This is a genomic window from uncultured Amaricoccus sp. (assembly GCF_937891315.1).
In the GTDB taxonomy this organism is placed as follows: domain Bacteria; phylum Pseudomonadota; class Alphaproteobacteria; order Rhodobacterales; family Rhodobacteraceae; genus Amaricoccus.
Map to the genome: position 1 here is coordinate 1 of NZ_CALAGI010000178.1, position 26,735 is coordinate 26,735.

Below are 26,735 nucleotides of genomic sequence, written 5' to 3' on the forward strand. Positions count from 1 at the left end.
CGGCTATGTCCCGGCGGCGTGGCGGAGCTGCGCGACACCACCGCGGCGCTACGCAGGGCCGGCATCGGCGTGATCCTCGATCTCGTCTTCAACCACACCGGCGAGAGCGACATTCTCGGCCCGACCCTGTCGTTGCGCGGCCTCGACGCCCGCGCCTATTTTCGCCACGCCGAAGACGGCGCGCTGATCAACGACACCGGCTGTGGCAACACGCTCGACTGCGATCACCCCGCGACCCGCCGGCTGGTGCTTGATACCCTGCGGCATTTCGTGACCCAGGCGGGCGTCGACGGCTTCCGTTTCGACCTCGCGCCGATCCTCGGGCGGAGCGCCGGTGGCTTCAGCCCCGAGGCGCCGCTGCTCACCGCGATGCGGACCGATCCGGTGCTCGCCGACCGCGTTCTGATCGCCGAGCCCTGGGACATCGGTCCCGGCGGATACCAGCTCGGCAACTTTCCCGCGCCGTTCCTCGAATGGAGCGACCGCTACCGCGACCGCGTCCGCCGCTTCTGGCGCGGCGACGCGCATGTGCTCGGCGATTTCGTCACCGCGCTCGCCGGTTCGGCCGATACCTTTCCGCCGCCCGCGACCCGCGCGGTCAATTTCATCGCCGCGCATGACGGCTTCTCGCTGGCCGACCTCGTCGCCTATGCCCGCAAGCACAACGCGGCGAATGGCGAGGACAATCGCGACGGCCACGATGAGAACCTGAGCTGGAACAACGGCGCGGAGGGCGCGACGGAGGATCCCGCGATCCTCGCCGCGCGGCGCCGCGATCTCCGCGCGCTCCTCGGGACGCTCTTCGCCTCGCGCGGCACCATCATGCTGACGGCGGGCGACGAGTTCGGCCGCACCCAGCAGGGCAACAACAACGCCTATGCCCAGGACAATCCGATCACCTGGCTCGACTGGACCGGGCGCGACCTCGATCTGGAAGCCTGGGTCGCCGAGCTCGCCGCCCTGCGCCGGGCTCATCCCCTGCTCGCCGGCCCCGAGCTGCTGACCGGCGCCGCGGAGGCGGACGGCGCACCGGACGTCGCCTGGCTGACGCCCGGTGGCACGCCGATGGCCGAAGACGACTGGCACGCGCCGGACGCGACGGCTTTCGCCATGCTGCTTTCCGGCCGGCTCGCCGTCCTGTTCAATCGCGGCGGCGAACCCGTGACCTTCGACATTCCCGCGCCCGCCGGCGGATGGAGCGGCGAGGCCATGGCTCCCGCCCGCTCCGTCGCCTTCCTCACCGAAAGCCCGAAGCACGGCTGAGACGTCAGACCGGCGGCCACATCCGCGACATCACGCCGTCGCGCCGGACGATGCCGTGATAGGCGGCGGCGCCGACATGCATGAGGATGAGCAGGATCAGCCCGTTCTTCGCCACCGCGTGCACGATGGAGGCGACCTTCGACACCGCCTCCATCTTCGGCAGGAGCGGCGGAATGCCGATCGCGTTCAGCCATTCGATCGGAAAGCCACCCGTCGTCACCCGGACATAGCCGCTGACCGCCATCACCAGCAGGAAGACATAGAGGCCGGCGTGCACCGCCTCCGCCGCCCATCGCTGCGCCGGCGCGATGGAAGCCGGCAGTGGCGGCGGCCGGTGGAACAGGCGCCAGGCCAGGCGCGCGAGGATCACGAGGAGAAAGATCGACCCAAGCCCCTTGTGCAGTTTGAAGAGCCCGTCCTGCGTCGCTCGCGGTATGCCGTCTTGAGTCATGTAGAGGCCGACGGGTATCATGACGAAGACAATGAGGACGGTCACCCAGTGAAGCAGCCGGGACACCACGTCATAGCCCATCCGTCGCCCTCCGCTTCCCCGATCGGCGCGCGCGGGAACCTGTCGTCCCTGCCACCTCCGGGCCTCGCTCCCGACAGCGTAGCAGATCGCCGGGTCCCCACCAACCTTCGCCCCGTCGCGCTGGCGCTGGCCATGGCCTTGGCCCTTCTGCTCTGGGCGGCGGCGCTCACCCCGGCGGCGCGGTTGCTCGGCCTCGCCGCCTTCGCGCTGGTCGTCTGGGTGGTTCAGGTCCGGATCGCGGCGCACCATCCGTTCGACCGGTTCGGCCTGGCCAACGGCATCACGCTCGCCCGCGCCGCGGGCGTCAGCGCGCTCCTCGCTTTCGCCGCGTCGCCACCGGCCGACGCGGGAACCGCCTGGTCCGTGCTTGGCCTCTCGGCCGGGCTGATCGCGCTCGACGGGCTCGACGGTTGGGCGGCGCGGCGGCAAGGCCTCGCCTCCGGCTTCGGTGCGCGCTTCGACATGGAGGTGGACGCGCTCGCCATCCTGGCGCTGGCCTGGCTGGCGGTCGGCCTCGGCAAGGCCGGGCCATGGGTGCTCGGCCTCGGCCTCATGCGCTACGCCTTCCTTCTGGCGGGCCACCTCGCGCCGCGCCTCTCGGCCCCCTTGCCGCCGTCGCCGCGGCGAAAGGCGGTCTGTGTGCTCCAGCTTCTGGTCCTGACCGCGCTTCTCGCGCCGCCGTTGACGCCGCCGGTCTCGGGGGACCTCGCGCTCCTTGCCTTCGGCGCGCTCGCCTGGTCCTTCGCCACCGATCTCCGCTGGCTGGCAGGCCGACCTTGAGCCTCGGGGTCCGCGGCTGGGCGGGTCTCGCCCGCTCGCTCGTCATCTACCGCGCCCGTCCCTGGCGGATCGCGCGCCTCGCCCGTTTCTATGCCACGCTGCTCGAACCCGGCGATCTCGCCTTTGACATCGGCGCCCATGTCGGCAATCGCGCGCGCGCCCTCCACCGGGCCGGCGCCCGCGTCGTGGCGCTGGAGCCGCAGGCCGTGCTCCACGCCTTCCTCGCCCGCGACCTGCCGCCCGGGATCATCCTGCTCCGACAGGCCGCCGGCGCCATGCCGGGCGTGGCGGAACTCGCGGTCTCGAAGCTCCATCCCACCGTTTCCTCGCTCGTGCCGGGTCGTGTCGCCGCCGGACCCGGCTTCGGCCATGTGCGCTGGGACGCGCGTGAGCCGGTCGAGGTGACGACGCTCGACGCGCTGATCGCCGCGCATGGGGCCCCGCGCTTCGTCAAGATCGATGTCGAGGGATTCGAGGCCGAGGTGCTCGCCGGCCTGACGCACCCCGTCCCCTGGCTCGCATTCGAGGCGCTGCCCGCCGCCCCGCGGGCCGCGCGCGCCTGCCTCGCCCGCCTCGCGGCCCTCGGTCCCTATCGCTTCAATCTCATCACGGGCGAAGGCGATCGCTACGCTCTCGACTGGACCGACGCCGCCGGCCTCGCCGCCGCGCTGCCGCGCCTCACCCGCAATGGCGACGTCTATGCCCGCCTGGACTAGGACCGCGACCATGGTCCTCGCCGTCGCCTTGCTCGCCGCGCTGCTTGTCGCGCCGAACCATCCGGACGCGCTGCGCCCGGCCGCGCTCCTCGCCTTCCCGCTCGAGCTGCCCACGCTCGTCCTCCTGCTTCTGATCTTTCCCGGCCGCGCGCTCCGCGCCGTCGTCGCGGCCATCCTCACGGCGATGACGGCGCTCCGCCTCGCCGATCTCGCGGCCTTCACCGCCTATGCCCGGCCCTTCAACCCGGCGCTCGACATGGGCCTGGTGCCCGCGAGCTGGCGCCTGCTGAGCGGAACCGTCGGCCCACCCGCCGCGCTCGCCGTCGCCCTGGCGCTCGTCGCCGCCCTCGCCCTCGTCGCCGCCGCGATCTGGTGGGCCACGGGCCGGATCGCCCGCGCGGCCCCGACCCGCCGCGCGCCGCTCGCGCTGCTCCTCGTCCCCGCCGTGGCCGTCGCCCTGCTCGACGCGTCCGGCCGCGCCGATCCGCCGGGCGCGGCGCAAACCGCGCGCCTCGCCTACGAGCACAGCCGCGACGCCATCGCCGGCCGCGCCGGCCTCGCCCGCTTCCGCGCCGAGGCCGCGCGCGATCCCGAGGTCGGCCGGCCCCAATTCGGTGCGCTGGCTGGCACCGACATCTTCGTCGTCTTCGTCGAATCCTACGGCCGCTCCGCCCTCGACAACCCGCGCTATGCCCCGACGATCACCGCGACGCTGGAACGCGCCGAGGGTGCGCTCACCGCCGCGGGCCTCGCCACGCGCTCGGCCTTCCTGACCGCGCCCATGGTCGGCGGCCAGAGCTGGCTCGCGCATGGCAGTCTGCTGTCCGGCCTGCGCCTTGATACCGACGCCCGCTATCGCGCCCTGATCGAAAGCCCGCGCAAGTCCCTGACCCATTTTGCCAAAGCCGCGGGATGGCACGTTGTCGCGGTGATGCCGGCGATCACGCTCGCCTGGCCGGAAGCGGACTATTTCGGCTATGACCGCATCCTCGCCGCCGCCGACCTCGGCTATCGCGGCCAGCCGTTCAACTGGGTGACCATGCCCGACCAGTTCACCCTGGCCGCCTTCGAAAAGCTGGCACTGACCGAGCCGCGGCCGCCGGTCTTCGCCGAGATCGCCCTCATCTCGTCGCATGCGCCCTGGACGCCGATCCCGCCGCTCCTGCCCTGGGACACGCTCGGCGACGGCCATGTGTTCGACGCGGCCGCGACGGCCGGCGACGCGCCCGAAATCGTCTGGCGCGATCAGGACCGGGTGCGCGACCAGTATCGCCTCGCCCTCGACTATTCGCTCGCCACCGTCGCCGCCTTCGCCGAGCGCCGCGCCGCGACCCGCCCGCTGATCGTCGTTCTCGGCGACCACCAGCCGGCGAGCTTCGTCTCCGAGGATCCGACCGGCCGCGAGGTGCCGGTCCATATCATCGGCGCGCCCGAGGTTCTCGCCCGGCTCGACGGCTGGCACTGGACCCGCGGTCTCGTCCCGGCTCCCGACGCGCCGATCTGGCCGATGGAGGCCTTCCGCGACCGGTTCCTCGACGCCTCCGCGCGGGATTGAACCGGAACAGCGGGCTTTACGACCTGCCCCAACGCGCTACTCTGAAACGACGGCGCCGCGAGAGCCGCCGAAGGGACCGGGGGTACGGGAATGCGACAGGCCGAGATGACGGATGCCGTCTGGACCACGCTGCTCGCGCTTCGCGCGGACGCGCGGACACAGCCGTCGCCGGACTGGGAACCCGGGGTTCGCGCCGCGTGGGATCTCTATGCGCCGATCGCCGACGGTGGCGGCGCCGCGCCCTATACCTTCGCGCAGGTCGGACAGTCGCTCGATGGCCGGATCGCGACGCTGAGCGGCGACGCGACCGAGGTTTCCGGTCCCGCCGGGCTCCGCCACCTGCATCGCTGCCGGGCGCTGGCCGACGCGGTGCTGGTCGGGGTGCGCACCGCGCTGCTCGACGACCCGCGGCTGACCGTTCGGCTGGTCGAGGGGCCCAGCCCGGCCCGCGTGGTGATCGATCCGCGCGGTCGCTTGCCGAACGACGCCGCGGCGCTGCGGTCGGACGGTGCCCGGCGGCTCGTGGTGCAATCGGTGGCGAAGCAACGTCCCCCCGGTGTCGAGGTGATCGCGCTGCCCGCCGCCGATGGCTGGATCAGCCCGGCCGCGATCCGCGCCGCGCTGGCCGAACGGGGCTTGCGCCGGCTGTTGATCGAAGGCGGCGGCGTCACCATCGCCGGCTTTCTCGACGCGGGCCTGCTCGATCGCCTGCATGTCGGCATCGCGCCGCTGATCATCGGCGCCGGTCCCACCGGCCTGCGCGCCGCGCCGGTGCCACGCCTCGCCGATGCGCTGCGGCCGGAAACCCATGTTTACGGGCTCGATACGGACGTGATCTTCGATTGCGCCCTGCGGCCCGGCGGCAGTGCCAGCACATCGACATGGCCGACGGTGACCGAACCCGCGCCGCTGGAAGCGCGTCGCGCCAGGGTCCAGGGCGCCGCGTCGTAACCCGTCTCGACCGCCGCCACCGCGAGCCCCGCCTCAAGCTCGTCGCGGAGCGCCCCCGGACCGAGTACCCAAGAGCTGGCCGCGACGCGTACCGAATACCCCCGATCCCGCATCGCCGCCGCGAAGGCGGGCGCCGCGTCCGGCCCGAGAGCCGGGCCGAGGCCCTTGTCTCGCCGCTGATGCGCGTTGAAGGCCGCGCGAACCCCCGCGTCCCCCGCCGCAGGCGGATCCCAGGCGAGGGCGCCGTCGTAGGTCAGCGCTGCGTAGACCCCGAGTTCCGCCGCCGCCAACCGGTCCGCCAGCGCCAGAATCCAATCCTCCGGCATCAGGTCGAACAGCGCCGAGGCGGTGACCAGCCGCGCGCCGTCCAGGGGCAATGCGTCGAGCGCGCCGAGATCGAGCGCATGGACCCGCGCGTCCGGCAGCCGCGCCCGTGCCTCGGCGAGAAGACCCTCGTCGCGGTCCACCAGCCGCCAGCGCGCACCCGGTCCGAAGGCCCGCGCCGTCGCGCCGGTGCCGCAGCCAAGATCGACCGCCCAGCCGTTTCCGAGATGCGCCGCCGCGGAGGCGAGCAGCGCCGGGTCTCGTGCCACCCGATCCGCCGGCTCGCGCAGATCCAGCCAAGCCGCCGGGAAGCTCACCGCGTCGCCGCGACCACGGCCGAGGCGACCAGATCCGCCGTGCGCGCCCAGTCGGGCAGCGCCTGCCCCGCTGCCCAGGCCGCTTCCGCGCAGGACCGGCGCCGCGCCGGATCGTCGAGCAGGCCGGCGAGCGCCGCCGCCAGCGCCGCGGCGTCGCGCGGCGGCACCAGCGCGCCGGCGGCCTCCGGCACCAGATCGGCGATGGCACCGGCCCGACAGGCGACCACCGGCAAGCCCTGCGACAGCGCTTCCGCGAAGGCCATGCCGTAGCCCTCGTATTCCGAGGCAAGCACAAAGATATCGGCGGCGGCCAGCGCCGCGCGGGTATCGGTGACCGCGCCGACCAGTTCGATCCGTTCCCCGAGATCCGCCGCCACGATCTGATCGGCGAGCGCCGCCGCGCAAGCCGGATCGAGCGCGGCCGAGCCGATGATCCGCGCCCGCCACGGTCGATCACGCAAGGTGTCGAGCGCGGCGATCAGGACGTCATGCCCCTTGCGCGGGATCAGCGAGCCGACACTGACGATCACCGGCGGATCGCCCAGCCCCGCCGCCCGCCGCGCCGGCGCGGTGCCCGGCGGCGCCACGGTCAGAAGCCCCGGCGCCACGCCGAAGCCTTCGATCAGCCGCCGCCCGGTCGCAACGCTGGTGCAGACCACCGCGCGCATCGCCACGAGCCCCGCCCGCTCGGACGCGAGCAGCCCGGCGCGGGCCGTCGCCGACAGGCCGGTCTCGTCGCCGAGCGGATGATGTACCAGCGCGATCAGCCGCAGCCGCCCGGCCTCCGCCGCCAGCGCCTCGGCGAGAACGCCGCCGGCCAGGCCGTCGATCAGCACCGCCGTCCCATCGTCCAGCGACGCCAGCATTCCGGCTGCTACCCGCCGCGCGGACATGTCGGGAAAAGGATAGTCCCCCGGCAGGGCGAGATGCTCCACGTGCCACCGCTTGGCCCGCAACTCGGCGATCAGGCGCCGGTCATAGCCATAGCCGCCGGTCGGCGCGTCGAGATCGCCCGGAATCGCGAAGCTGAGTCTCACAGCGCCGCCTCGTACCAGGCCCGCGCCACATGGCTTTCGCTGATCGAGACGCGGAGCCGCCGGAGTCGCCCGCCGTCGCGCAGCCCCCCGCTCCGCGCGACCGGCGCCAGCGCCTCGAACAGATGGCGGCACAGGAACTCGGTGGTGGTGAATTTCCCCGCGAATTCCGGTATTTCATCGAGGTTCTTGTATTTGATCGGCGCGAGGGCCGCTGCCAGAGCCTCGGTCGCGAGACCGATATCGACCACCAGCCCCTCGGCGTCCAGATCCTCGGCGAAGAAGGCCGCGTCGACGGTGAAGGTGGCGCCGTGCAGGCCCTGCGCCGGTCCGAAGGTCGGCGAGGGAAAGCTGTGGGCGATCATCACATGGTCCCGAACCTCGACCGCGAACATCGCCTCTCCCCCCTCACGGATAGCGGATGCGATGGCAGAGGGTGCGGGGATCGTCAAGGATCGCGGCGTAGCGCGCCGGCAGGTCGGCGAAGGCGGTCTCGCCGCTGATCAGCGCGTCGAGCGCGGGATCGGTCAGCAGCGCCAGCGCCATTTCGAGCCGCCGGCGATGGTTCCAGCGCGGCCGGCGCGAGGGTGCCACCGCGCCCACCTGGCTCGATATCAGGCGCGTCCGCCGGCTGTGGAACGCGGCGCCGAGCGGTAGCTCGACCAGCCGATCGCCGTACCAGCTCGCCTCGACCACGGTCGCCTCGAACCCGGCCGCCGCCAGCGCCGTTCGCAAGCCAGCGCCGGCGCCGCTCGCATGGATCACGAGATCGCAGTCCTCGGGCGCCGCGTCCGGCGCGGCGAAGCGACAGCCGAGCGACGCGGCCAGCGACGCCCGCGCCGGGTTCACATCGACGAGCGTCACCTCCGCCCCCGGCAGCCGCGCACAGAGCCAGGCGGCGAGCGCCCCGACCACGCCCGCGCCTATCACCGCGATGCGGTCGCCCGGGCCAGCGCCGCCGTCCCAGACGATGTTCAGCGCGGTCTCCATGTTCGCCGCCAGCACCGCCCGCCCCGCCGGAACGCCCTCGGGCAGCGGAACGGCCATCGCCTCGGTCAGCGCGAACCGGTCCTGATGCGGGTGGAGCGCGAAGATTTCGCGCCCGGCGAGCCGCCCCCCGACCACGCGCCCGACGGTCGCGTAGCCGTATTTCACCGGGAACGGGAAGTCGCCCGCCTGCAGCGGCGCGCGCATCCGCCCCCGTTCCGAGGGCGGTACGCCGCCCGCGAAGACCAGCGCCTCGGTTCCGCGGCTGATACCGCCGAACAGCGCCTCGATCAGGAGTTCGCCCGGCTCGACCGGTTCGAGAAGGATCTCCGCCCTCCCGGGGCCGACCATCCAGAGCGCCCGCGCCTCTTCGCCCGCCATTCCACCCCTCGCCCGTTGGGCGAAGCGTAGCACGCACGGGCGGGGCGGCGAGATCATTAACTCGCGCGATTTCAGTTGCTTTTCCGGCCGGCGCCCACTATCTCGACCGCGACCGGACCGCGGCGACGCGGCCCGAGGACAGGTTCGCGCCCGCGTGGACCGAAACGAGAGCGATGGCGCAGACGGGGCAGCGGCCCCTGACATCGCGGATCAACGGGTTTTCGTCATTTGCGCCTGACGAGGGCGAACCGTGCGCGGCGGGCCGATGGGCCGCCCGGCGCGGGAAGGATTTGTCTTGACTGAACGTAACTTCGCGAGCTTCGGGCTCGCGCAACCTCTGCTCGACGCACTCGCACGCACGGGCTTCACCACGCCGACGCCGATCCAGGCGCAGGCGATCGCGCCGCAGATGGAAGGCCGGGACATCCTCGGCGTCGCCCAGACCGGCACCGGCAAGACGGCGGCCTTCGGCCTGCCGATCCTGCATCATATCCTCGACATGCCCGGCCGCCCGGCGCCGAAGACCTGCCGCGCGCTGATCCTCGCCCCGACCCGCGAGCTCGCCGTGCAGATCGAGCAGAGCTTTCGCTCCTTCGCCGGCGGCGCGCGTCTCACCACGCTGCTGATCCTTGGCGGCATGTCGCGCAACAACCAGATCCGCATGATGGGCCGCGGCGTCGATGTGGTCGTCGCCACGCCCGGCCGGCTGATCGACCTGATGGACGACAAGGCGATCAGGCTCGAGGACACCCGCTTCGTGGTGCTCGACGAGGCCGACCGCATGCTCGACATGGGCTTCATCAATCCGGTGCGTCGGATCGTCGCCACGCTGCATCCGCGCCGGCAGTCGGCGCTGTTTTCGGCCACCATGCCGCCCGAAGTACGCGAGCTCGCGGAGAGCCTGCTGCGCGACCCGGTGCGGGTCGAGGTGACGCCGCAGGCGACCACGGTCGAGCGCATCGCCCAGCGGGTCGAGTTGATCGAGGGCGGCGCCAAGCGCGCCCGCCTCGCCGCGCTGCTGGTCGAGCCCGGCGTCGAGCGCGCCATCGTCTTCGCCCGCACCAAACGCGGCGCCGACCGGGTGGCGGAGAATCTCGACAAAGACGGGGTCGCCGCCGAGGTGATCCATGGCAACAAGGCGCAGAATGCGCGCCAGCGGGCACTCGGCCTGTTCCGCACCGGTCATGTCGGGGTGCTGGTCGCCACCGACATCGTCGCCCGCGGCATCGACGTGCCCGGCGTGACGCATGTGATCAACTACGACCTGCCCGACGAGGCCGAGAGCTACGTGCACCGCATCGGCCGCACCGGCCGCAACGGTCTGGAAGGGATCGCGATCACGCTCTGCGCGCCGGACGAAATCAAGAAGCTGCGCGCGGTCGAGAAAATCACCCGCACCGCGCTGCTCGATCCGACCGGCGACCCGACCACGGTGCGCGGCCGCCCGTCGAACCAGGGTGGCGCACCCCGCGCCCACGCGCCGAAGCCCGCCCACGCGGGCAAGCTGGCGCCGAAGCACGGGGGCCCGAAACATGGCGGCCAGAAGCATGGCGGCGCGGGGCATGGGTCGCTGCATGGCGCCAATCCGGCCGCCAAGCCGACCGACCCGGCCCGCGCCGAGCGTGCCCGCAATCGCCGTCCCCGCCGCGCCCAGCGCGCGGCCTGACGCGCCCTTCCCTTCACGCTCTCGACCGTCGATGAGATCGTGAAGGGTCGTGTTCCGCGAGGGACGCCGCCCTTTTCAACGGCCGAGCCGGGCACGCCCGCCACTATTCCACGCCCTTGGAGAAAATCTTCACTCCGCCCGCGGATGCTCGCGCGACCCGCGGCTGGCGGGTCGGCAAGATGCGTCCGCCGGGGATATCGTCGGCGGATCGGCGAAAAACATACTCGTCGCCCGTGACCCGAAACGAGCGCGCCCGCGCGGTCAGGCTGGCGCGTTCAAAATCATTTAAAATCAATAACTAGCGCGCCGCTTCTCAAGCGGCGCGCACACCCGGGCCACTGGCCGAGGCCCACCCCTTACGGCACGAGGCGCGTGTTCGATCCGCTCTGGACCACTTGTACGCGCTGGCCGGTGGCGAAGGCGGGTGAGGTCTGGATCACCGAGATCGTCTGGCCGCTGTCGAGGCGCACGAACCATTCCGTCGACTGGGCGGTGGTCGCCGCGCCGGCGATCTGATTGCCGGCCGCCGCGCCGGCGACCGCGCCGGCGCCGGTGGCCAGCACATTGCCCGTGCCCCGGCCGACCTGGTTTCCGAGCGCCGCGCCGGCGATGCCGCCCGCGAGCGTGCCGACCACACTCGCCGGAGCGTTGCCGCCCTGAACCGTGACCGGCCGGCTGCCGGTGACGGTGCCGAAGCTGACCGTGGAGGCGGTCTGCGCCTGGTTCGCATTGACCACGTCGCCGCTCTGGATCGGCGCGCAGGCCGTGAGGGCCAGCGCCGCCAGACCGGCCAGCGCCGCGGTCCGGAAAATGTGTGATTGCATCGAGATGTCTCTAATTCCGCCTTGGTGAAGAGTTCAGCCGGAGAGATGTCCAGACCCGACCACTCCCGTCAAGCCTATCCGAACGGCCGGCGTCGCGGAAACACGAACCGGTGAGAACCGCGCCAAGGATGCGGACTTTCCCACGCCTGACCATCGTCCGTGCCTTCCGACTCGGCGCGGGTCGCGCCGGCGGAAATCCCGGCGCGCCGAATGACGGAAACGGACCACCTCCCGGACCCGGCCCGAACAGTGATGTTTTCATCGCCGGAGCGGCCGCGCGGGGAATTTTCACCCTTTCGCTTGCGCCCGGCTCGGGGATCGCTAGGCCAAGTCCCGTCGAACAGGAGACGGACATATGAACAAGGCTCTTTCGACCGCGCTTGGCTGGGTGCTGCTGGCGATCACTCTCGCGGTCGTTCTCTCGATCCTCTTGTCGCCGACGGGAAGCTTCGCGCATTGAGCGGCGACGCGCCCAGGGCCGCCTGTTCCCCGCGGCGCCGGAATCCCGCTTGCGGGGCGGCGCGGGCGCGTTAACCTGTACCCGCGTCGGCTTTTCCCGACGCGGAAAGGATGATGATGAAGATCACCCATCGGCTCTCCGCCACCGCCGGTCTCGCCTTCGCCGCCTTGTGTCTCGCCGCCTGCGCCAATCCGCCGGCGCCCGACCCGAACGACACCGCTTCCGGCGGCTCGGCGGGGGCTCAGGGTCCCGGCTATTGCGACGCGCCGCCGGCCGACATGACGCAGATGGACCGGTGGAACGAGCTTTGTTCGCCCGGAAGGCGCTGATCCGCGCCTGATCCTTCCGCGTCCAAAGGCGGCGCGACCGGAGTCGCGGGGGACGTTGCGGCGCGCATGGGGAATGACTACCTCTCAGCGCTCTGCCCGCGCCTCGAGCCTGAGAAGGACCCGGCCCCTTGGATTTCTTTCGCCTGACCGAAGGTCTGACCCGCCGCGTCGAGGATGTCATCGCCGAAACGAGTTCGGCGCTGTTCGATCCGGTGACGCGGCTGGGCGTCACCGGGCTGAGCCGGGCGGGCAAGACCGTCTTCATAACATCGCTGGTCGCGAACCTGCTGGAGCGCGGCCGGATGCCGCAGCTCCGCGCCGCGGCCGAGGGCCGGATCCTCGCGGCCTACCTTCAGCCGCAGCCCGACCATTCCATCCCGCGCTTCGCCTTCGAGGATCATCTCGCCGCGCTGACCGCGCCCGAGCCGCGCTGGCCCGAGAGCACGAGTTCGATCTCGACCCTGCGCCTGTCGTTGCGCGTGGCGCCGAAGGGGTTCTTCACCGGCCTGACCGGCCCGCGAACCGTGCATCTCGACATCGTCGACTATCCCGGCGAATGGCTGCTCGACCTGCCGCTGATGAACCAGAGCTTCGAGGACTGGTCGGCGGCGGCGATCACCATCGCCCGGTCGCCGGCGCGGGCGGCGCAAGCGGAAGGCTGGCTCGCGGGGGTCGCGGCCTGCGATCCGTCGCGGCCGCTCGACGAAGCCGAGGCCCGCGGGCTCGCCGCCGCCTTCACCGGCTATCTCGGCGCCGCCCGCGCCGCCGGTCTCTCCAGCGTCGCGCCGGGGCGGTTCCTTATGCCGGGCGACCTCGAAGGCTCGCCCGCGCTGACCTTCTCGCCGCTGCCCCGGTCCGAGCGCCGGCCGTCGGGATCGCTCTGGCGGGTCTTCGACAAGCGTTTCGAGGCCTACAAACGCGTGGTGGTCGAGCCCTTTTTCCGCAACCATTTCTCGCGGCTCGACCGGCAGATCGTGCTGATCGACGCGCTCGGCGCCATCCATGACGGGCCGCGCGCGGTTGAGGATCTGCGCGGCGCGATGGCCGAGATCCTCACCTGCTTCCGGCCCGGGCGGAATTCGTGGCTGGCGCCGATCCTCGGCCGGCGGATCGACAAGATCCTGTTCGCCGCGACCAAGGCCGACTACCTGCACCATGAGCAGCATCCGAAGCTGACCGCGATCACCGAGGCGCTGGTCGCCGACGCCCGCGCCCGCGCCCTCTTCCGCGGCGCCGAGATCGGGGCGCTGTCGATCGCGAGCCTCCGGGCGACCGTCGAGCAGACCGTCGCCCGCGACGGCCGCGACATCGGCGTGGTTCGCGGCCGGCGCGCGGACGGTACCGGCGACGCCGCGCTCTTTCCCGGCGCCCTGCCCGAGGATCCCGCCGCGCTGCTGGTGCCGGCGCGGGCTGGCGCCGACGACTGGTCCGACGCCGCCTATCGCGTCACCCGCTTCGCCCCGCCCCGGCTCCATCTCGTGCCCGGCGAAGGCCTGCCGCACATCCGTCTCGACCGCGCCGCGGAATTCCTGATCGGAGACAGCCTCACATGACCGAGCCCCCGCGCCGCGACGATCCCTTCGTGATCGACGCCGCCGACCTGCCCGCGGCCGAAGCCGCGAGCCCAGCCGAGGCGCCGCCGCCGCCGGACGACATGCCGAGCGGCCAGGCGATGCTTCGCATGGCCCGCGTCGCCTCGCGACCGCGCGGCGCCGGCTGGCGCTGGTTCTGGAGCCTGCTCGGCAGCCTCGTCACCCTGATCGTCTCGGTCGCCGCCTACGACTATGTCACCGCGCTCATCGCGCGCAGCCCGACGCTGGGGATGGTGGTGCTCGGGCTGATGATCCTGCTCGTCCTGATCGTGCTCGGCCAGGTCCTGCGCGAACTCTGGGCCTTCCGCCGGCTCGGGCGCATCGACGGCTTCCGCGCCGATGCCGAGACCGCGCTCGCCAAGGCCGACACCGCCGCCGCGCGCGACCTGTCGCACCGGCTGCAACGGTTCTACGCCGGCCGGCCCGAGATGCGCTGGACCTCCGAGACGCTGACAGAGCAGCGCGAGGATCTGCTCGACGCCGACGCCGTGGTCGCCCTGACCGAGCGCGCGCTCTTCGCGCCGCTCGACGCCGAGGCGCGGGCCGAAATCGAGGCCGCCTCGCGCACCGTCGCGGCGGCGACCGCGCTGATCCCGCTCGCCATGATGGATGTGCTGGCCGCGCTCTCGGGCAATATCCGCATGATCCGCCGGATCGCCGAGATCTATGGCGCGCATTCCGGCTTCTTCGGCTCCTGGCGGCTGCTCGGCACGGTGGCGACGCATCTGGTCGCGACCGGGGCGGTGGCGGCGGGCGACGATCTCGTGCATTCCGTGCTCGGCGGCAGCGTGCTGGCAAAGCTCTCGCGCCGCTTCGGCGAGGGCGTGGTGAATGGCGCGCTGACCGCCCGCGTCGGCATCGCCGCCATGGAGGTCTGCCGCCCGCTGCCATTCTCCGCTTTGCCGCGGCCGAAAGTCTCGAACATCATCGGCCGTTCGCTGACCGGTCTCTTCCCGAAGGAATGACCCGCGGCCAGCGTAGTCCGCCGCCGACGACCCGGGAGACTGAATGACGCAGGAGCCGAACCCGCTGAACTGGAGCGCCGACGCGCTGCGCCTCGAGATGCTGCGGCGCGAGATGGAACGGATGGCCGAGAGGGACCGCGCGCGGGCCGCCGAGGAAAAGCGCCGCGCGGATTTCGCCGCCGACTTCCTGCGCCATCATATCGGCCCGGAGGAACTGCGCCATATCCGCCAATTGATCGAGGCCGCGGTGCGCCACGGCGACTTTCAGGCGCTGGTCTATTCCTTTCCCTCGTCGCTCTGCGCCGACGACGGGCGCGCGATCAACAATGCCCGCCCCGATTGGCCCGAAACGCTGCGTGGCAAGGCGCGTGAACTCTACGAGACCTTCGAGCGCCATGCCCGCCCGCTCGGCTATCACCTCCATGCCTCGATCATCAGCTTTCCCGGCGGCGTCCCCGGCGATGTCGGCTTCTTCCTGTCCTGGGAGGCGCCGCTTGGTCGCTCCGCGCCGACGGCGGAAAAACCCGATTGAAGCGCAAACCGGGGTTCTCTATAGGCTCCCGCATGGTCCGGCTTCCGTTCCTCGGCGTGCGAATTACCAGCCCGGCGCTCTGACTTTCCAGAGACGCCGGCTGCTTTGCGCCTTCTTCCCTTCGCTCAATGGAATTCGCCCGATGACCGCCGATACCCCCACGACCGAACTTCACGACTACAAGGATACGCTGTTCCTGCCGGCCACCGACTTTCCGATGCGGGCCGGCCTGCCCCAGCGCGAGCCGGGATGGCTCGAACGCTGGCAGCGGATCGGCGTCTATCAGCGCCTGCGCGAGAAGCCGGCGCGCACGCCCTTCGTCCTGCACGACGGGCCGCCCTATGCCAACGGCAACCTGCATATCGGCCACGCGCTGAACAAGCTGCTCAAGGATTTCGTGGTCCGCAGCCAGCAGATGATGGGTCGCGACAGCCGCTACGTCCCCGGCTGGGACTGCCACGGCCTGCCGATCGAATGGAAGATCGAGGAGCAGTATCGCGCCAAGGGCAAGAACAAGGACGACGTGCCGGTCAACGAGCTGCGCGCCGAATGCCGCAAGTTCGCCGAGCACTGGGTCGGCATCCAGCGCGGGGAATTCAAGCGGCTCGGCGTCACCGGAGACTGGGAAAACCCCTATCTCACCATGGACTTCCACGCCGAAGCGGTGATCGCGGACGAGTTCATGAAATTCGTGATGAACGGCGCCCTCTACCGCGGCTCCAAGCCGGTGATGTGGTCGCCGGTCGAGAAGACCGCGCTGGCCGAGGCGGAGGTGGAATATCACGACCACCAGAGCCCGACGGTGTGGGTGAAGTTTCCTGTAACCGGAAACATCAAAAGCGGTTCGATCCTTGGGAATCCCGATCTCTATCAAAACGCATCCGTGGTCATCTGGACCACGACGCCTTGGACAATCCCGTCCAACCGGGGCATCGCATTCTCGTCAAAGATCGAATACGGGCTCTACGAAGTCACCGACGCACCCGCTGACAATTGGCTGGTACTCGGAGAGCGCTTGGTATTGGCGGACAAACTCGCCTCATCGACATTTCAGGCCGCCCGCGTGGAGGGTTACAAGCGCATTCGGGATGTCGATCCGGAAGGCTTGCTCACGCTCCATCCCCTCGCCGAGATCGACCAGTTCTGGTCGTATAGTGTCCCGATGCTCGAAGGCGATTTCGTCACCGACGACGTTGGGACCGGCTTCGTCCACATGGCGCCCAGCCACGGCCAGGACGATTACGAGCTGTTCGTGAAGACCGGCCGGGTCGATCAGATGACCCACAACATCCTCGAAGACTCCTCCTTCGCGCGCCATGTCCCGTTCTTCGCCGGCCTTCAGGTGTTCGATGCCAAGGGCAAGGAGGGCAAGGCCAACGCCGCCGTCATCGACAAGCTGGTCGAGGCCGGCGCGCTCGCCGCGCGGGGCCGGCTGAAGCATTCCTACCCCCACTCCTGGCGCTCCAAGGCGCCGGTGATCTATCGCAATACGCCGCAATGGTTCGTCGCCATCGACAAGCCCCTCGCCGATGGTCTCGGCACCTATGGCGACACCATCCGCCAGCGGGCGCTGACCTCGATCGACCGCCTCGTCGAATGGACCCCGCAGACCGGGCGCAACCGGCTCCACTCAATGATCGAGGCGCGTCCCGACTGGGTGCTCAGCCGGCAGCGCGCCTGGGGCGTGCCGCTGACCTGCTTCGTCAAGCGCCTGCCCGAGGGCCGCGTCGAGATCCTGCGCGATCCGGCGGTGAACGCCCGGATCAAGGCCGCCTTCGAGGCCGAGGGCGCCGACGCCTGGTTCGAGGACGGCGCCGCCACGCGCTTTCTCGGCAATGATCACGATCCGGCCGAGTGGGAAAAGGTCACCGACATTCTCGATGTCTGGTTCGATTCCGGCTCGACCCATGCCTTCGCGCTGCGCGACCGTCCCGATGGCATCTGGCCGGCGAATCTCTATCTCGAAGGCACTGACCAGCATCGCGGCTGGTTCCACTCCTCGATGCTTCAGGCCTGCGGCACCATGGGCCGCGCGCCCTACGAAGGGGTTCTGACCCACGGCTTCACGCTCGACGAAAACGGGCTGAAGATGTCGAAATCCGTCGGCAATACCGTGGCACCGGAGAATGTCATCAAACAGTACGGCGCCGATATCCTGCGCCTCTGGGTGGCGCAGTCGGACTATACCGCCGACCTGCGCATCGGGCCGGAGATCCTGAAGGGCACCGCCGACAGCTATCGCCGGCTGCGCAACACCCTGCGCTTCCTGCTCGGCAGCCTGCATGGCTTCGACGAGGCCGAACGGGTGAGCCCGGCCGAGATGCCGGAGCTGGAGCGCTGGGTGCTGCATCGGCTGGCCGAGCTCGACGTCGCGGTGCGGGCCGGCTACCAGAAGTACGACTTCCAGCATGTGTTCCAGCAGTTGTTCCAGTTCTGCACGGTGGACCTGTCGGCCTTCTATTTCGACATCCGCAAGGACGCGCTCTATTGCGACGCGGCGACGAGCCCGCGGCGGCGGGCGGCGCGGACGGTGCTTGATCTGCTGTTCCACCGGCTGACGACGTGGCTCGCGCCGATGCTCGCCTTCACCATGGAAGAGGTCTGGCTCGACCGCTTCCCCTCCGAGGACGGGTCGGTGCATCTCCAGGACTTCCCCGAAACACCCACTACCTGGCTCGACGCCGATCTCGCCGCGAAATGGCAGCGGATCCGCGCCACCCGCCGCGTGGTGACCGGCGCGCTGGAGGTCGAGCGGCGCGAAAAACGCATCGGCGCCAGCCTCGAGGCGGCGCCGGTGGTGCATGTCGCCGACGAGGCGCTGCGCACCGAACTGGCCAGCGTGCCGTTCGAGGAGATCTGCATCACCTCGGCCCTCACCCTCACCGGCGCCGGAGCACCGGCGGAAGCCTATCGCCTTGAAGAGGCGCCGGGGATCGCCGTGGCGCCGGGCGCGCCCGGAGGCGAGAAATGCGCCCGCTGCTGGCGCATCCTGCCCGACGTCGGCGCCCATGCCCACACCCACGCCGCCGTCTGCGACCGCTGCGACACCGCGCTCGCCTGACCGAGCCCCCCCGCGGGGCGCCCCGGACCGAGGCGCCCCCCGAACCCACTCCGGCTTCGTCGCGCTTTACACCCCGCGCCTCGGCGCGCTATCCGTCACACACCCAGAGGGAGAGTGAGATGACCGAGGCCCGCCCGAAGGCCCCCATGGCGGCCCGAACCGTCCAGGTCGGCGACCTCGCGATTTCCAACACCCTGCCGCTGACCCTGATCGCCGGCCCCTGCCAGCTGGAAGGGCTCGACCACGCGCTCGCGATCGCCGAGGTTCTGCGCGCGGCCTGCGCGGAGAACGGCGTCGGTTTCGTGTTCAAGAGCTCCTACGACAAGGCGAACCGCACCTCGCTCAATGCCCAGCGTGGCATCGGCATGGAGAAGGGCCTCGCGATGCTGGCGGCGGTCCGCGACCGGATCGGCTGCCCGGTGCTGACCGACGTGCATCTGCCCGACGACTGCGCCCCGGTGGCCGAGGCCGTCGATATCCTGCAGATACCCGCCTTCCTCAGCCGCCAGACCGACCTTCTGCTCGCCGCCGGCGCGACCGGGGCGGCGATCAACGTGAAGAAGGGCCAGTTCCTCGCGCCCTGGGACATGGGCCCGGTCGCGGCCAAGATCGCCTCCACCGGTAACCAGCGCATCCTGCTCTGCGAGCGCGGCACCACCTTCGGCTACAACACCTTGGTCGCCGACATGCGCGCCCTGCCGATCATGGCGCGCAGCGGCTATCCCGTGGTAATGGACGCGACCCATTCGGTGCAGCAGCCGGGCGGTCTTGGCGGCGCCTCGGGCGGCCAGCGCGAATTCGCGCCGGTCATGGCCCGCGCCGCCGTGGCGCTCGGGGTCGCCGCGGTCTTCATCGAGACCCATCCCGACCCCGACCACGCGCCCTCCGACGGGCCGAACATGATCCATCTCGACCGCATGCCGGCGCTGATCGCCGAACTCGCCGCCTTCGACCGCCTGGCCAAGGCGCATCCCCTGAACGTCTGACCGAAAGGCCCGCCATGACCGCGCCGCGACCCGTTGTCGAGCCGAACACCTGGGATTTCCTGCGCGAGCCGATGATCGCACCGACCGGCTTTCGCGAATATGACGCCCGCTGGAAATATCCCGACGACATCAACCTGCCCGGCGTCACCGCCCTCGGCCTTGGTCTCGGCACCCAGATGTTCGAGCGCGGCCTGCGGCCCGAGATCGCGATCGGCAACGACTACCGCGACTATTCGCTCGCCATCAAGAACGCGCTGATCCTCGGCCTTCTGCAAGCCGGCGTCACGGTCAAGGACATCGGCCCCGCCTTGTCGCCGATGGCCTATTTCAGCCAGTTCCTGCTCGACGCGCCCGCCGTTGCCATGGTGACGGCGAGCCACAATCCAAACGGCTGGACCGGGGTGAAGATGGGCTTCGAGCGGCCATTGACCCATGGGCCAGAGGATATGGCCCGGCTCCGCGACATCGTGCTCGCCGGCGCCGGCGTCGCTCGCGACGGCGGCCGCTACGACCGGATCGACGGCGTGCGCGCGGCCTATATCGACGATCTCGTCGGCGACTTTCGCATGTCGCGCCCGCTGCGGGTGGTCTGCGCCACCGGCAATGGCACCGCCGGCGCCTTCGCGCCCGAGGTGCTGGAGCGGATCGGCGTCGAGGTGATCCCCAGCCACAACCGGCTGGACTACACCTTCCCGAACTACAATCCGAACCCCGAAGCACTCGAGATGCTGCATGACATGGCCGAGACCGTCGGCCGCCACGGCGCCGATCTCGCGCTCGGCTTCGACGGCGACGGCGACCGCTGCGGCGTGGTGGACAACGAGGGCGAGGAGATCTTCGCCGACAAGATGGGCGTCATCCTCGCGCGCGACCTCGTCAAGCTCTACCCAGGCGCGACCTTTGTCACGGACGTGAAATCCACCGGCCTCTTCGCCTCGGATCCGGCGCTGATCGCCGCCGATGCCAAGGCCGACTACTGGAAGACCGGCCACAGCCACATGAAGCGCCGGGTCAAGGAACTCGGCGCGCTCGCCGGCTTCGAGAAGTCGGGCCACTATTTCCTCGCCGAGCCGATCGGCCGCGGCTACGACTGCGGCATGCGGGTCGCGGTTGAGGTCTGCAAGCTGATGGACCGCAATCCCGGCCTGTCGATGGCCGACCTGCGCCGCGCCCTGCCCCGCACCTGGGCGACCCCGACCATGTCGCCCTATTGCCCCGACGGCGAGAAATACGGCGTTGTAACCCGGCTGACCGCCCGGATCGAGGCGATGGCGGCCGCCGGCGCCGTGCTCGCCGGCCAGCCGATCGAGCGTATCGTCACGGTGAACGGCGCCCGTGTCATGCTCGCCAACGGCGCCTGGGGCCTGATCCGCGCCTCGTCGAACACGCCGAACCTGGTCGTCGTCTGCGAGAGCCCGGCGTCGGAGGCCGAGATGCGCGCGATCTTCACCGACCTAGACACGCTGATCCGCGCCGAACCTTCGGTCGGCGCCTACGACCAGACCATTTAGCCTTGCCGCGCAACCCCGCTCTGCCTTAGAACGGCCCGACCTTGGGGCGTCGCCAAGCGGTAAGGCAACGGTTTTTGGTACCGTCATCCGGAGGTTCGAATCCTCCCGCCCCAGCCACGCCTTTATTTCGTGAGAAATTCGGCGATGGCGGGCGAAAGGTTCGGGAACAGCGCAGAAGCCCGGATTTTCCAGCTCCGGGCGGCCCAAGGTTCGGGTTCAGAGCAAGGAACCGTCCGCCGCCTGCCCGTCCGCGTCCGGTTCAGCCCTTGACCATCGGATCGGTCAGCTTGCGATGCTCCTGCAGCGCGAAGCGGTCGGTCATGCCGGCGATATAGTCGGCCACGACCCGCGCGCGCCCCGCGACGTCGAGCGAGGCGCAATCGTTCCAGTCGCGCGGCATCAGCTCCGGCGCCTGGGTGAAGAGCTCGAACAGTTCGCGCACCACCAGCCGCGCCTTGCGCCGCATCCGTTGCACCGTCCAGTGCCGGTACATGCGATGATAGAGAAAGCCGCGGATGACCTTCAACTCGGCGAAGGTCGCGTCCGAAAAGCGGATCACCGGATAGCCGAGATGCCGCACCGCCTCGGCGTTCGCCGGAGCCGCTTCGGCCAGCCGCGCCCGGCTCGTCGCCAGCACGTCCTCGACCAGCAGGCCAAAGAACCGCCGGAGCGCCTCGTGCTCGCGGCGGCCGGGCGCGAGGCCGGGCCAGCGCGCATCCACCGCCGCGACGCAAGGCCCGATCATCGGCAGCGCGCGCAGATCGTCGAGCGTGAAGAGCGCGGCGCGCAAGCCGTCCGCGAGGTCGTGGTTGTTGTACGCGATATCGTCCGAAATCGCCGCTACCTGCGCCTCGGCGCTGGCATGGGTGCCGAGCTCCAGATCGTGCCGGCCGGCGTATTCGGCCAGCGCGAAGGGCACGTCGCCGACCACGGGCCCGTTGTGCTTCGCGATCCCCTCCAGCGTCTCCCAGGTCAGGTTCAGCCCGTCGAACTCGGCGTAATGCGCCTCGAGCCGGGTCACGATCTTGATCGCCTGCGCATTGTGGTCGAACCCGCCATACGGTTCCATCACCAGCTGGAGGGCGTCCTCGCCGGTATGGCCGAACGGCGGATGCCCGAGGTCATGGGCGAGCGCCACCGCCTCGGCCAGCTCCTCGTTCAGGCCGAGTGTGTGGGCGAGGGTTCGCGCCACCTGCGCCACCTCGATCGAATGGGTGAGCCGCGTGCGGTAGTAGTCGCCCTCGTGCTCGACGAAAACCTGGGTCTTGTGCTTCAGCCGGCGGAAGGCGCTCGAATGGATGATCCGGTCGCGGTCGCGTTGAAAGCCGGAGCGGTGGGCCGAGCCTTCCTCGGGGAACAGCCGCCCCCGGCTCATCTCGGGCAGGGTTGCAAAGGCCGCGATCATGATGTCGTTCCGGTTCAGGGCTCCGGGCTTGTCCGGAACGGGTTTCGCACCTACCTTCCCCCTGTAACGCACTCCGCGATGGGTCGAAAGATGCAGCTCTCCCTTCCCCCCCGTGTCACCGACCGAGCCTTCGCCCGCCTGCGCGAGATCGGCGACGCCGCCGCCCTCCGCGTCGCGGTCGAGGGCGGCGGCTGTTCCGGCTTCCAGTACGAGATCAAGCTTGAGGAACAGGCGGCGGCCGACGATCTGGTGCTGGAGCAGGATGGCGCCCGCGTCCTGATCGACCCGGTGTCGCTGCCCTTCCTCTCGGATGCCGAGATCGACTTCGCCGACGAGTTGATCGGCGCGCGGTTCGTGATCAACAACCCGAACGCCACCTCGAGCTGCGGCTGCGGCACAAGCTTTTCGCTCTGAGGTCAAGCCAGGCCTCCGACGGGACGCGGCGCGCCTGGTTCCCCTGCTCGGCGGAAGCCGTCCGCTCCTGTCCCCGCGCGGGATCGGCGTTTCTCGCCGACCGCCGTCTTGCGGCGCGAACAAGGGTTGCCTAGGGTCGCGGCCATGAAGATCGCCTCCTTCAACATCAACGGCGTCAAGGCGCGCCTGCCCGCTTTGCTCGACTGGTTGCGCGAGGCCGAACCGGACGTGGTGGCGCTGCAGGAGATCAAGTCGACCGACGACCAGTTCCCTCGGCTGGAGATCGAGGAACTCGGCTACAACATCGAAACGCACGGGCAAAAGGGCTTCAACGGCGTCGCCATCCTGTCGAAGGCGCCGCTCGAGGACGTGGTCCGCGGCCTGCCCGGCGCGGAAGAAGACGATCAGGCGCGCTGGATCGAGGCGACGGTCGCCGGGGCGCGGCCGACCCGGATCTGCGGCCTGTATCTTCCGAACGGCAATCCGGCGCCGGGGCCGAAATACGACTACAAGCTTGGCTGGATGGATCGCCTGCGCCTCCGCGCCGAGGCCTTGCTCGCCGAGGAATCGCCCGCGCTCCTGCTGGGCGACTTCAACGTGATCCCGCAGAACGAAGATTGCTGGGATCCGGCCGTCTGGGCGGAGGACGCGCTCTTCCTGCCGCCGACCCGCTCGGCCTATCACCGGCTGACCAATCTCGGGCTTGCCGACGCGCTGCGCGTCGTGAACGCCAATCCCGGGGTCTATACCTTCTGGGACTATCAGGCCGGGGCCTGGCCGAAGAACAAGGGCATCCGTATCGACCATGTCCTGATGACGCCCGAGGCCGCCGACCTGCTCCAGGCCTGCGGCGTCGATGCCGAGATCCGCGGTCGCGACAAGCCTTCGGATCACGTGCCGATCTGGGTCGAACTGGCGATCTGATATCCGCGGGCGCCGGTCTCGCGGACGCCCGCTTGCCTCAATCCGGGAGTGCCCCGCCTTCGGCGGCCGCGTCGTATCTGGCCCCCGCAGGCGCGTCTCCACGCCTGCCGGACCCGAGCCACGCCGCGCTCCACCGGGGGATCAGAAGGCCAGCGCGTGGGCCGGCCCCCAGATTTCCAGCACGCCGTGATAGCACATGCGCAACGCGACATAGAGGATGACGAGCAGGCCGGCCCAGCCGATCCAGCGATGCCGGGCCAGAAGCCCCGCGATCAGCGAAGCCGCCACGCCCATCAGCGCGACCGACAGCAGCAGGCCGAAGACCAGCACGCCGGGATGGTCCCGGGCCGCCCCGGCGACGGCCAGCACATTGTCGAGCGACATCGAGACGTCGGCGACCACGATCTGGGTGATTGCCTGGCGCAGCGTCTTGCGCGGCGCGCCGCCGGCCACCGTCCCGTCGGCGTTGTTGTCGCTGTCTTCCAGCGCCTCGACGCCCTCCGCCCCCTGATGCTGGAGCCGCAGTTCCTCGTACATCTTCCAGCAGACCCAGAGCAGCAGCAGACCGCCGGCGAGCAGAAGACCGGTCACCGCCAGCAGATAGCTCGCGGCCAGCGCGAAGACGATGCGCAGCACCGTCGCCGCCGCGATACCGACCAGAATCGCCTTGCGCCGCTGGTCCGACGCCAGCCCCGCCGCGGCCATGCCCACCACCACCGCGTTGTCCCCGGCGAGCACGAGGTCGATCATCACGACCTGCAGAAACGCCCAGACCATCGCCCATTCGACCATCGAAATCCCCCTTCCGAACTCCAAGGCAATCACTCGCCATCACGCAAATGTCAAACCGCCTCGCGCCATCGTCCTGCGATCCGCTACCCGCGCGTCACATCCTCGCCATAGAGCCAGTCGAACCGCCCGAGCAGCGCGCCCGGCGCCAGCCGCGACGCCAGCCGCAGGCCGAGATGCGCCGCGCCCCGCGCCGGCGCGCCGAGGTGATAGAGCCGCCCGTTGCGCGCCGCCGCCGCCTGGGTCCGGCTCGCGCGGGGCAACCGGCGCCGCGAATAGTCGCGCAGCCCCGCCTCCATCGTCTCCGCGCCGTCGAGGCAGGCGGCCAGCACCCAGGCATCCTCGATCGCCATCGCCGCGCCCTGGGCCAGGAACGGCGTCATCGGGTGACAGGCATCGCCCAGCAGGGCCACGCACCCCCGGCTCCAATCCGGGATCGGCGCATGGTCGTGCAGCCCCCAGAGAAAGGTCTCCGACACCGCCGCCAGCAGCGCCTCGACGCCCGGATGCCAGCCGCGATAGGCCGCCCGCAGCCGGTCGGGATCGTCGGTCGCGCTCCAGCCCTCGGCGGCCCAGTCGGTCCGCTCCTCGACCGCGACGAAATTGACGAGGGTGCCGCGCCGGAGCGGATAGGTCACGAGATGCCGCCCCGGTCCCATGGTGACGCATGTGGCTTCCGGCGCTGTCCCCGGCGGCAGCCGCCCCGCCGGGACGAGGCCGCGCCAGGCGACATTGCCGGTGAACCGCGCGGGACGCCCGCCGAACAAGGCGGCGCGAAGCCCCGAGCGCGCACCGTCCGCGGCGATCACCACCTCGGCCGCAAAGGCGGTCCGCTCGGCCAGCACCCGCGCCCCGGCGCCGTCCTGCTCGATGCCGAGGACACGCGCGCCGGTCTCGATCTCGACGCCGGCCGCCGCGGCCGCCCCCGCCAAGGCGCCGAGCAGATCGGCGCGATGGAACTGCCAGTAGGGCCGCCGGTAGCGCGCCACCGCGGCCGCGCCGAGCGGCAGGCGCGCGACCAGATCGCCCCGCCGGAAATCGCGAAGCTCGATCGCCGCCGGCACGCTGGCCAGCGGCGCCAGCATCTCGTCGAGGCCGAGCGCCGCGAGAACCGCGACGGCGTTGGGGCCGAGCTGCAATCCGGCGCCGACCTCGGTGAGCGCCGGCGCCTGCTCGACCACGCGCGCCCGCGCGCCCCGCCGGGCGAGCGCGATCGCGGCGGCGAGCCCGCCGATGCCCGCGCCGACCACGACTATTTCCCGTCCCGCCAAACCCATCGCCGCGCCCTCGCCCCGACCGCCGGACCATAGGCGCCCGCGCCCGCCGGGTCAGGTCAAAAACGCCGGACAATTCATCCATACGCCCGGTCTTGCCGCTGGCGCGGGTCAACGGGGACGCGCCGACAGTCCCGAAGGCGAAGTCCTCCTGTAGGTTTGCGCGAAACGCTGCGCGAGCCAAAACGGATTTCTCTACAAAAATCGACCTCGGCTCGACCAATGCTTTGCGCCGCCTTCGCGCATTTGCCTGCGCATTCGCGCAAAACCCTGCGCCGCAGCCAATCCCCGTCCCCTCTCGGTAGATGCCCGAGCCCTCGCGACGTCGCGCACGGACGCCGCCCGTCGATCTCGGCTCCGATCCGAATTTCCCTTCGACCATCGACGCGCCGGCCAACCTTGGTGGACGAGACGTCCGCAGGTCTGCCTCGGGAGGGCGCGAATGCCGAGCAATCAAGGGCGCATCGCGCCGGAGCGACAGAGGGCGTTCGAACATGCCCGGAGGGCAGCCATGGCCCTCTGCGGTGGATGACCGGCGCCGCGGTCGATCTCACGCCATCACTGGCCACCAGGAGGATCCGTGCGTCGTCGAGCGGTTCCGGTGGCTGGTGGTCGCAATGGGCGTCGCCAGGGGAACGCCGGGTGGACTCGCGATCGCCGATATCGCCCGCCTGGGGTATGTCGTGACCCGACCGCCCAGCTTTCCCGCGACCGGGTGGAGGCTGATCCGCTTCGATCATCCGGGCGTCGTCCATGTTGGCGAACCGCTGCCTCAGCAGAATCGGCGATGGCCAGCAATCGAAAGCGCGGCGCTGCGGATGGAGATCGCCGCGCTTCCTCGACTTCAGTTCGTAACCGCGCATGAGACACTCCGGATCCTCTCGGAGCTCAGACGGGAGGGGCACTCGTTCGAAGATGCAGGCACGCCATGATCGCTCACCCTGATTACTACACCCTAACCGGGCAGCAACCGATAACGGCCTGAGCGGCGGGTTCCGACGAACCTTATCAGGCCGCTCGCCGTGAGGGTGGCGATGTCGCGCCGAGCGGTCTTCTCGGAGACGCCCCAGTGTTCCAAGATCTCGGCGGCCGCGATGGGCCTGCCCGCCGCCACCGCCTCCAGAAACCACGCCTGCCGAGATCGGAAGAGCACACGTCTGAAC

The 26,735-nt window shown here is 70.5% G+C and carries 22 protein-coding genes, 1 tRNA gene and 1 pseudogene; 16 read left to right on the plus strand and 8 right to left on the minus strand.

The genetic code is table 11. The annotated features are described in order from the left end of the window. Nucleotides 1-1,263 (plus strand): annotated as a pseudogene (locus tag Q0480_RS17545) (glycogen debranching enzyme GlgX); the annotation flags it as partial. 4 nt (nt 1,264-1,267) lie between these two features. On the opposite strand, the gene Q0480_RS17550 reads toward Q0480_RS17545, so the two are convergent. After that, a complete protein-coding gene (locus Q0480_RS17550; protein WP_299134947.1) occupies nt 1,268-1,795 on the minus strand; it encodes a cytochrome b in 528 nt (175 codons plus the stop codon). Between the two features lie 132 nt (nt 1,796-1,927). Here Q0480_RS17550 and Q0480_RS17555 point away from each other — a divergent pair, with 132 nt between their 5' ends. From Q0480_RS17555 to Q0480_RS17570, 4 genes are all read left to right on the plus strand, one after another. Further along, nucleotides 1,928-2,575 carry a CDP-alcohol phosphatidyltransferase family protein gene (locus Q0480_RS17555; RefSeq protein WP_299134948.1) on the plus strand — a complete coding sequence of 216 codons (648 nt, stop codon included), beginning with the start codon at nt 1,928-1,930 and terminating at the stop codon, nt 2,573-2,575. Next, nucleotides 2,572-3,291 carry an FkbM family methyltransferase gene (locus Q0480_RS17560; RefSeq protein ID WP_299134949.1) on the plus strand — a complete coding sequence of 240 codons (720 nt, stop codon included), beginning with the start codon at nt 2,572-2,574 and terminating at the stop codon, nt 3,289-3,291. The genes Q0480_RS17555 and Q0480_RS17560 overlap by 4 nt, the downstream gene beginning before the upstream one ends. Then, nucleotides 3,275-4,846: a sulfatase gene (locus Q0480_RS17565; protein ID WP_299134950.1), complete on the plus strand. Its 1,572-nt coding sequence runs from the start codon at nt 3,275-3,277 to the stop codon at nt 4,844-4,846. The genes Q0480_RS17560 and Q0480_RS17565 overlap by 17 nt, the downstream gene beginning before the upstream one ends. A gap of 90 nt (nt 4,847-4,936) precedes the next feature. Next, nucleotides 4,937-5,797, plus strand: a complete 861-nt coding sequence (locus Q0480_RS17570; protein ID WP_299134952.1) for a RibD family protein — start codon at nt 4,937-4,939, stop codon at nt 5,795-5,797. Between the two features lie 637 nt (nt 5,798-6,434). On the opposite strand, the gene Q0480_RS17575 is transcribed toward Q0480_RS17570, so the two are convergent. Genes Q0480_RS17575 through Q0480_RS17585 form a run of 3 tightly spaced genes read right to left on the minus strand, consistent with a single transcriptional unit; the run spans nt 6,435 to nt 8,840 of the window. Then, a complete protein-coding gene (locus Q0480_RS17575; protein ID WP_299134954.1) occupies nt 6,435-7,475 on the minus strand; it encodes a glycosyltransferase family 4 protein in 1,041 nt (346 codons plus the stop codon). Then, nucleotides 7,472-7,867: a 6-carboxytetrahydropterin synthase gene (locus Q0480_RS17580; RefSeq protein ID WP_299134955.1), complete on the minus strand. Its 396-nt coding sequence runs from the start codon at nt 7,865-7,867 to the stop codon at nt 7,472-7,474. Before Q0480_RS17580 ends, Q0480_RS17575 begins: the two co-directional genes overlap by 4 nt. Nucleotides 7,868-7,880: 13 nt before the next feature. Next, nucleotides 7,881-8,840, minus strand: coding sequence for a zinc-binding alcohol dehydrogenase (locus Q0480_RS17585; RefSeq protein ID WP_299134957.1), 960 nt, complete (start codon nt 8,838-8,840; stop codon nt 7,881-7,883). 295 nt (nt 8,841-9,135) lie between these two features. On the opposite strand from Q0480_RS17585, the gene Q0480_RS17590 reads away from it, so the two are divergent. Continuing rightward, on the plus strand, nt 9,136-10,506 hold the full coding sequence (locus Q0480_RS17590; protein ID WP_299134959.1) for a DEAD/DEAH box helicase: 1,371 nt from the start codon (nt 9,136-9,138) through the stop codon (nt 10,504-10,506). A gap of 356 nt (nt 10,507-10,862) precedes the next feature. On the opposite strand, the gene Q0480_RS17595 is transcribed toward Q0480_RS17590, so the two are convergent. After that, nucleotides 10,863-11,330 (minus strand): glycine zipper 2TM domain-containing protein, encoded by a 468-nt coding sequence (locus Q0480_RS17595; protein WP_299134960.1) that lies wholly within the window; start codon nt 11,328-11,330, stop codon nt 10,863-10,865. 576 nt (nt 11,331-11,906) lie between these two features. Here Q0480_RS17595 and Q0480_RS17600 point away from each other — a divergent pair. The 8 genes from Q0480_RS17600 (at nt 11,907) to Q0480_RS17635 (ending at nt 20,883) form a co-directional block, all read left to right on the plus strand. Further along, nucleotides 11,907-12,119, plus strand: a complete 213-nt coding sequence (locus Q0480_RS17600) for a hypothetical protein (protein WP_299134961.1) — start codon at nt 11,907-11,909, stop codon at nt 12,117-12,119. 128 nt (nt 12,120-12,247) lie between these two features. Beyond that, nucleotides 12,248-13,672 carry a YcjX family protein gene (locus Q0480_RS17605; RefSeq protein WP_299134963.1) on the plus strand — a complete coding sequence of 475 codons (1,425 nt, stop codon included), beginning with the start codon at nt 12,248-12,250 and terminating at the stop codon, nt 13,670-13,672. After that, nucleotides 13,669-14,676, plus strand: a complete 1,008-nt coding sequence (locus Q0480_RS17610; RefSeq protein WP_299134964.1) for a YcjF family protein — start codon at nt 13,669-13,671, stop codon at nt 14,674-14,676. The genes Q0480_RS17605 and Q0480_RS17610 overlap by 4 nt, the downstream gene beginning before the upstream one ends. A 43-nt stretch (nt 14,677-14,719) precedes the next feature. Continuing rightward, the gene (locus Q0480_RS17615) at nt 14,720-15,208 is read left to right on the plus strand and encodes a hypothetical protein (protein WP_299134965.1); all 489 of its coding nucleotides are present in this window, start codon (nt 14,720-14,722) and stop codon (nt 15,206-15,208) included. 142 nt (nt 15,209-15,350) lie between these two features. Continuing rightward, on the plus strand, nt 15,351-18,269 hold the full coding sequence (gene ileS / locus Q0480_RS17620; RefSeq protein WP_299134966.1) for an isoleucine--tRNA ligase: 2,919 nt from the start codon (nt 15,351-15,353) through the stop codon (nt 18,267-18,269). A 119-nt stretch (nt 18,270-18,388) separates the two neighbouring features. Further along, on the plus strand, nt 18,389-19,255 hold the full coding sequence (gene kdsA, locus Q0480_RS17625) for a 3-deoxy-8-phosphooctulonate synthase (RefSeq protein ID WP_299134968.1): 867 nt from the start codon (nt 18,389-18,391) through the stop codon (nt 19,253-19,255). Nucleotides 19,256-19,269: 14 nt separating this feature from the next. Continuing rightward, the gene (locus tag Q0480_RS17630) at nt 19,270-20,766 is read left to right on the plus strand and encodes a phosphomannomutase/phosphoglucomutase (protein WP_299134969.1); all 1,497 of its coding nucleotides are present in this window, start codon (nt 19,270-19,272) and stop codon (nt 20,764-20,766) included. Between the two features lie 42 nt (nt 20,767-20,808). After that, nucleotides 20,809-20,883 (plus strand) — tRNA-Gln (locus Q0480_RS17635). 142 nt (nt 20,884-21,025) lie between these two features. Here the strand turns inward: Q0480_RS17635 and Q0480_RS17640 are convergent. After that, a complete protein-coding gene (locus Q0480_RS17640; RefSeq protein WP_299134970.1) occupies nt 21,026-22,171 on the minus strand; it encodes a deoxyguanosinetriphosphate triphosphohydrolase in 1,146 nt (381 codons plus the stop codon). Nucleotides 22,172-22,261: 90 nt separating this feature from the next. On the opposite strand from Q0480_RS17640, the gene erpA reads away from it, so the two are divergent. Both erpA and xth read left to right on the plus strand, forming a co-directional pair. After that, complete coding sequence (gene erpA, locus Q0480_RS17645; protein ID WP_299134971.1) at nt 22,262-22,585, plus strand: iron-sulfur cluster insertion protein ErpA; 324 nt, start codon at nt 22,262-22,264, stop codon at nt 22,583-22,585. A gap of 144 nt (nt 22,586-22,729) precedes the next feature. After that, on the plus strand, nt 22,730-23,509 hold the full coding sequence (gene xth / locus Q0480_RS17650) for an exodeoxyribonuclease III (protein WP_299134973.1): 780 nt from the start codon (nt 22,730-22,732) through the stop codon (nt 23,507-23,509). A 141-nt stretch (nt 23,510-23,650) separates the two neighbouring features. Here the strand turns inward: xth and Q0480_RS17655 are convergent, their stop codons facing one another. Continuing rightward, on the minus strand, nt 23,651-24,301 hold the full coding sequence (locus Q0480_RS17655) for a TerC family protein (protein ID WP_299134975.1): 651 nt from the start codon (nt 24,299-24,301) through the stop codon (nt 23,651-23,653). A gap of 83 nt (nt 24,302-24,384) precedes the next feature. Beyond that, a complete protein-coding gene (locus Q0480_RS17660) occupies nt 24,385-25,575 on the minus strand; it encodes an FAD-dependent oxidoreductase (RefSeq protein ID WP_299134976.1) in 1,191 nt (396 codons plus the stop codon). Nucleotides 25,576-26,735: the final 1,160 nt, after the last annotated feature.

What these genes read in the sequence shown, in the direction of transcription:
- Q0480_RS17585 (WP_299134957.1), bottom strand. Translation starts at nt 8,840, where the DNA reads ATGGCGGGCGAAGAGGCGCGGGCGCTCTGGATGGTCGGCCCCGGGAGG.
- xth (WP_299134973.1), top strand. Translation starts at nt 22,730, where the DNA reads ATGAAGATCGCCTCCTTCAACATCAACGGCGTCAAGGCGCGCCTGCCC.
- Q0480_RS17550 (WP_299134947.1), bottom strand. Translation starts at nt 1,795, where the DNA reads ATGGGCTATGACGTGGTGTCCCGGCTGCTTCACTGGGTGACCGTCCTC.
- Q0480_RS17570 (WP_299134952.1), top strand. Translation starts at nt 4,937, where the DNA reads ATGCGACAGGCCGAGATGACGGATGCCGTCTGGACCACGCTGCTCGCG.
- Q0480_RS17565 (WP_299134950.1), top strand. Translation starts at nt 3,275, where the DNA reads ATGCCCGCCTGGACTAGGACCGCGACCATGGTCCTCGCCGTCGCCTTG.
- Q0480_RS17660 (WP_299134976.1), bottom strand. Translation starts at nt 25,575, where the DNA reads ATGGGTTTGGCGGGACGGGAAATAGTCGTGGTCGGCGCGGGCATCGGC.
- kdsA (WP_299134968.1), top strand. Translation starts at nt 18,389, where the DNA reads ATGACCGAGGCCCGCCCGAAGGCCCCCATGGCGGCCCGAACCGTCCAG.
- Q0480_RS17610 (WP_299134964.1), top strand. Translation starts at nt 13,669, where the DNA reads ATGACCGAGCCCCCGCGCCGCGACGATCCCTTCGTGATCGACGCCGCC.
- Q0480_RS17615 (WP_299134965.1), top strand. Translation starts at nt 14,720, where the DNA reads ATGACGCAGGAGCCGAACCCGCTGAACTGGAGCGCCGACGCGCTGCGC.
- Q0480_RS17640 (WP_299134970.1), bottom strand. Translation starts at nt 22,171, where the DNA reads ATGATCGCGGCCTTTGCAACCCTGCCCGAGATGAGCCGGGGGCGGCTG.
- Q0480_RS17555 (WP_299134948.1), top strand. Translation starts at nt 1,928, where the DNA reads ATGGCCTTGGCCCTTCTGCTCTGGGCGGCGGCGCTCACCCCGGCGGCG.
- ileS (WP_299134966.1), top strand. Translation starts at nt 15,351, where the DNA reads ATGACCGCCGATACCCCCACGACCGAACTTCACGACTACAAGGATACG.
- Q0480_RS17600 (WP_299134961.1), top strand. Translation starts at nt 11,907, where the DNA reads ATGAAGATCACCCATCGGCTCTCCGCCACCGCCGGTCTCGCCTTCGCC.
- Q0480_RS17655 (WP_299134975.1), bottom strand. Translation starts at nt 24,301, where the DNA reads ATGGTCGAATGGGCGATGGTCTGGGCGTTTCTGCAGGTCGTGATGATC.
- erpA (WP_299134971.1), top strand. Translation starts at nt 22,262, where the DNA reads ATGCAGCTCTCCCTTCCCCCCCGTGTCACCGACCGAGCCTTCGCCCGC.
- Q0480_RS17595 (WP_299134960.1), bottom strand. Translation starts at nt 11,330, where the DNA reads ATGCAATCACACATTTTCCGGACCGCGGCGCTGGCCGGTCTGGCGGCG.
- Q0480_RS17630 (WP_299134969.1), top strand. Translation starts at nt 19,270, where the DNA reads ATGACCGCGCCGCGACCCGTTGTCGAGCCGAACACCTGGGATTTCCTG.
- Q0480_RS17580 (WP_299134955.1), bottom strand. Translation starts at nt 7,867, where the DNA reads ATGTTCGCGGTCGAGGTTCGGGACCATGTGATGATCGCCCACAGCTTT.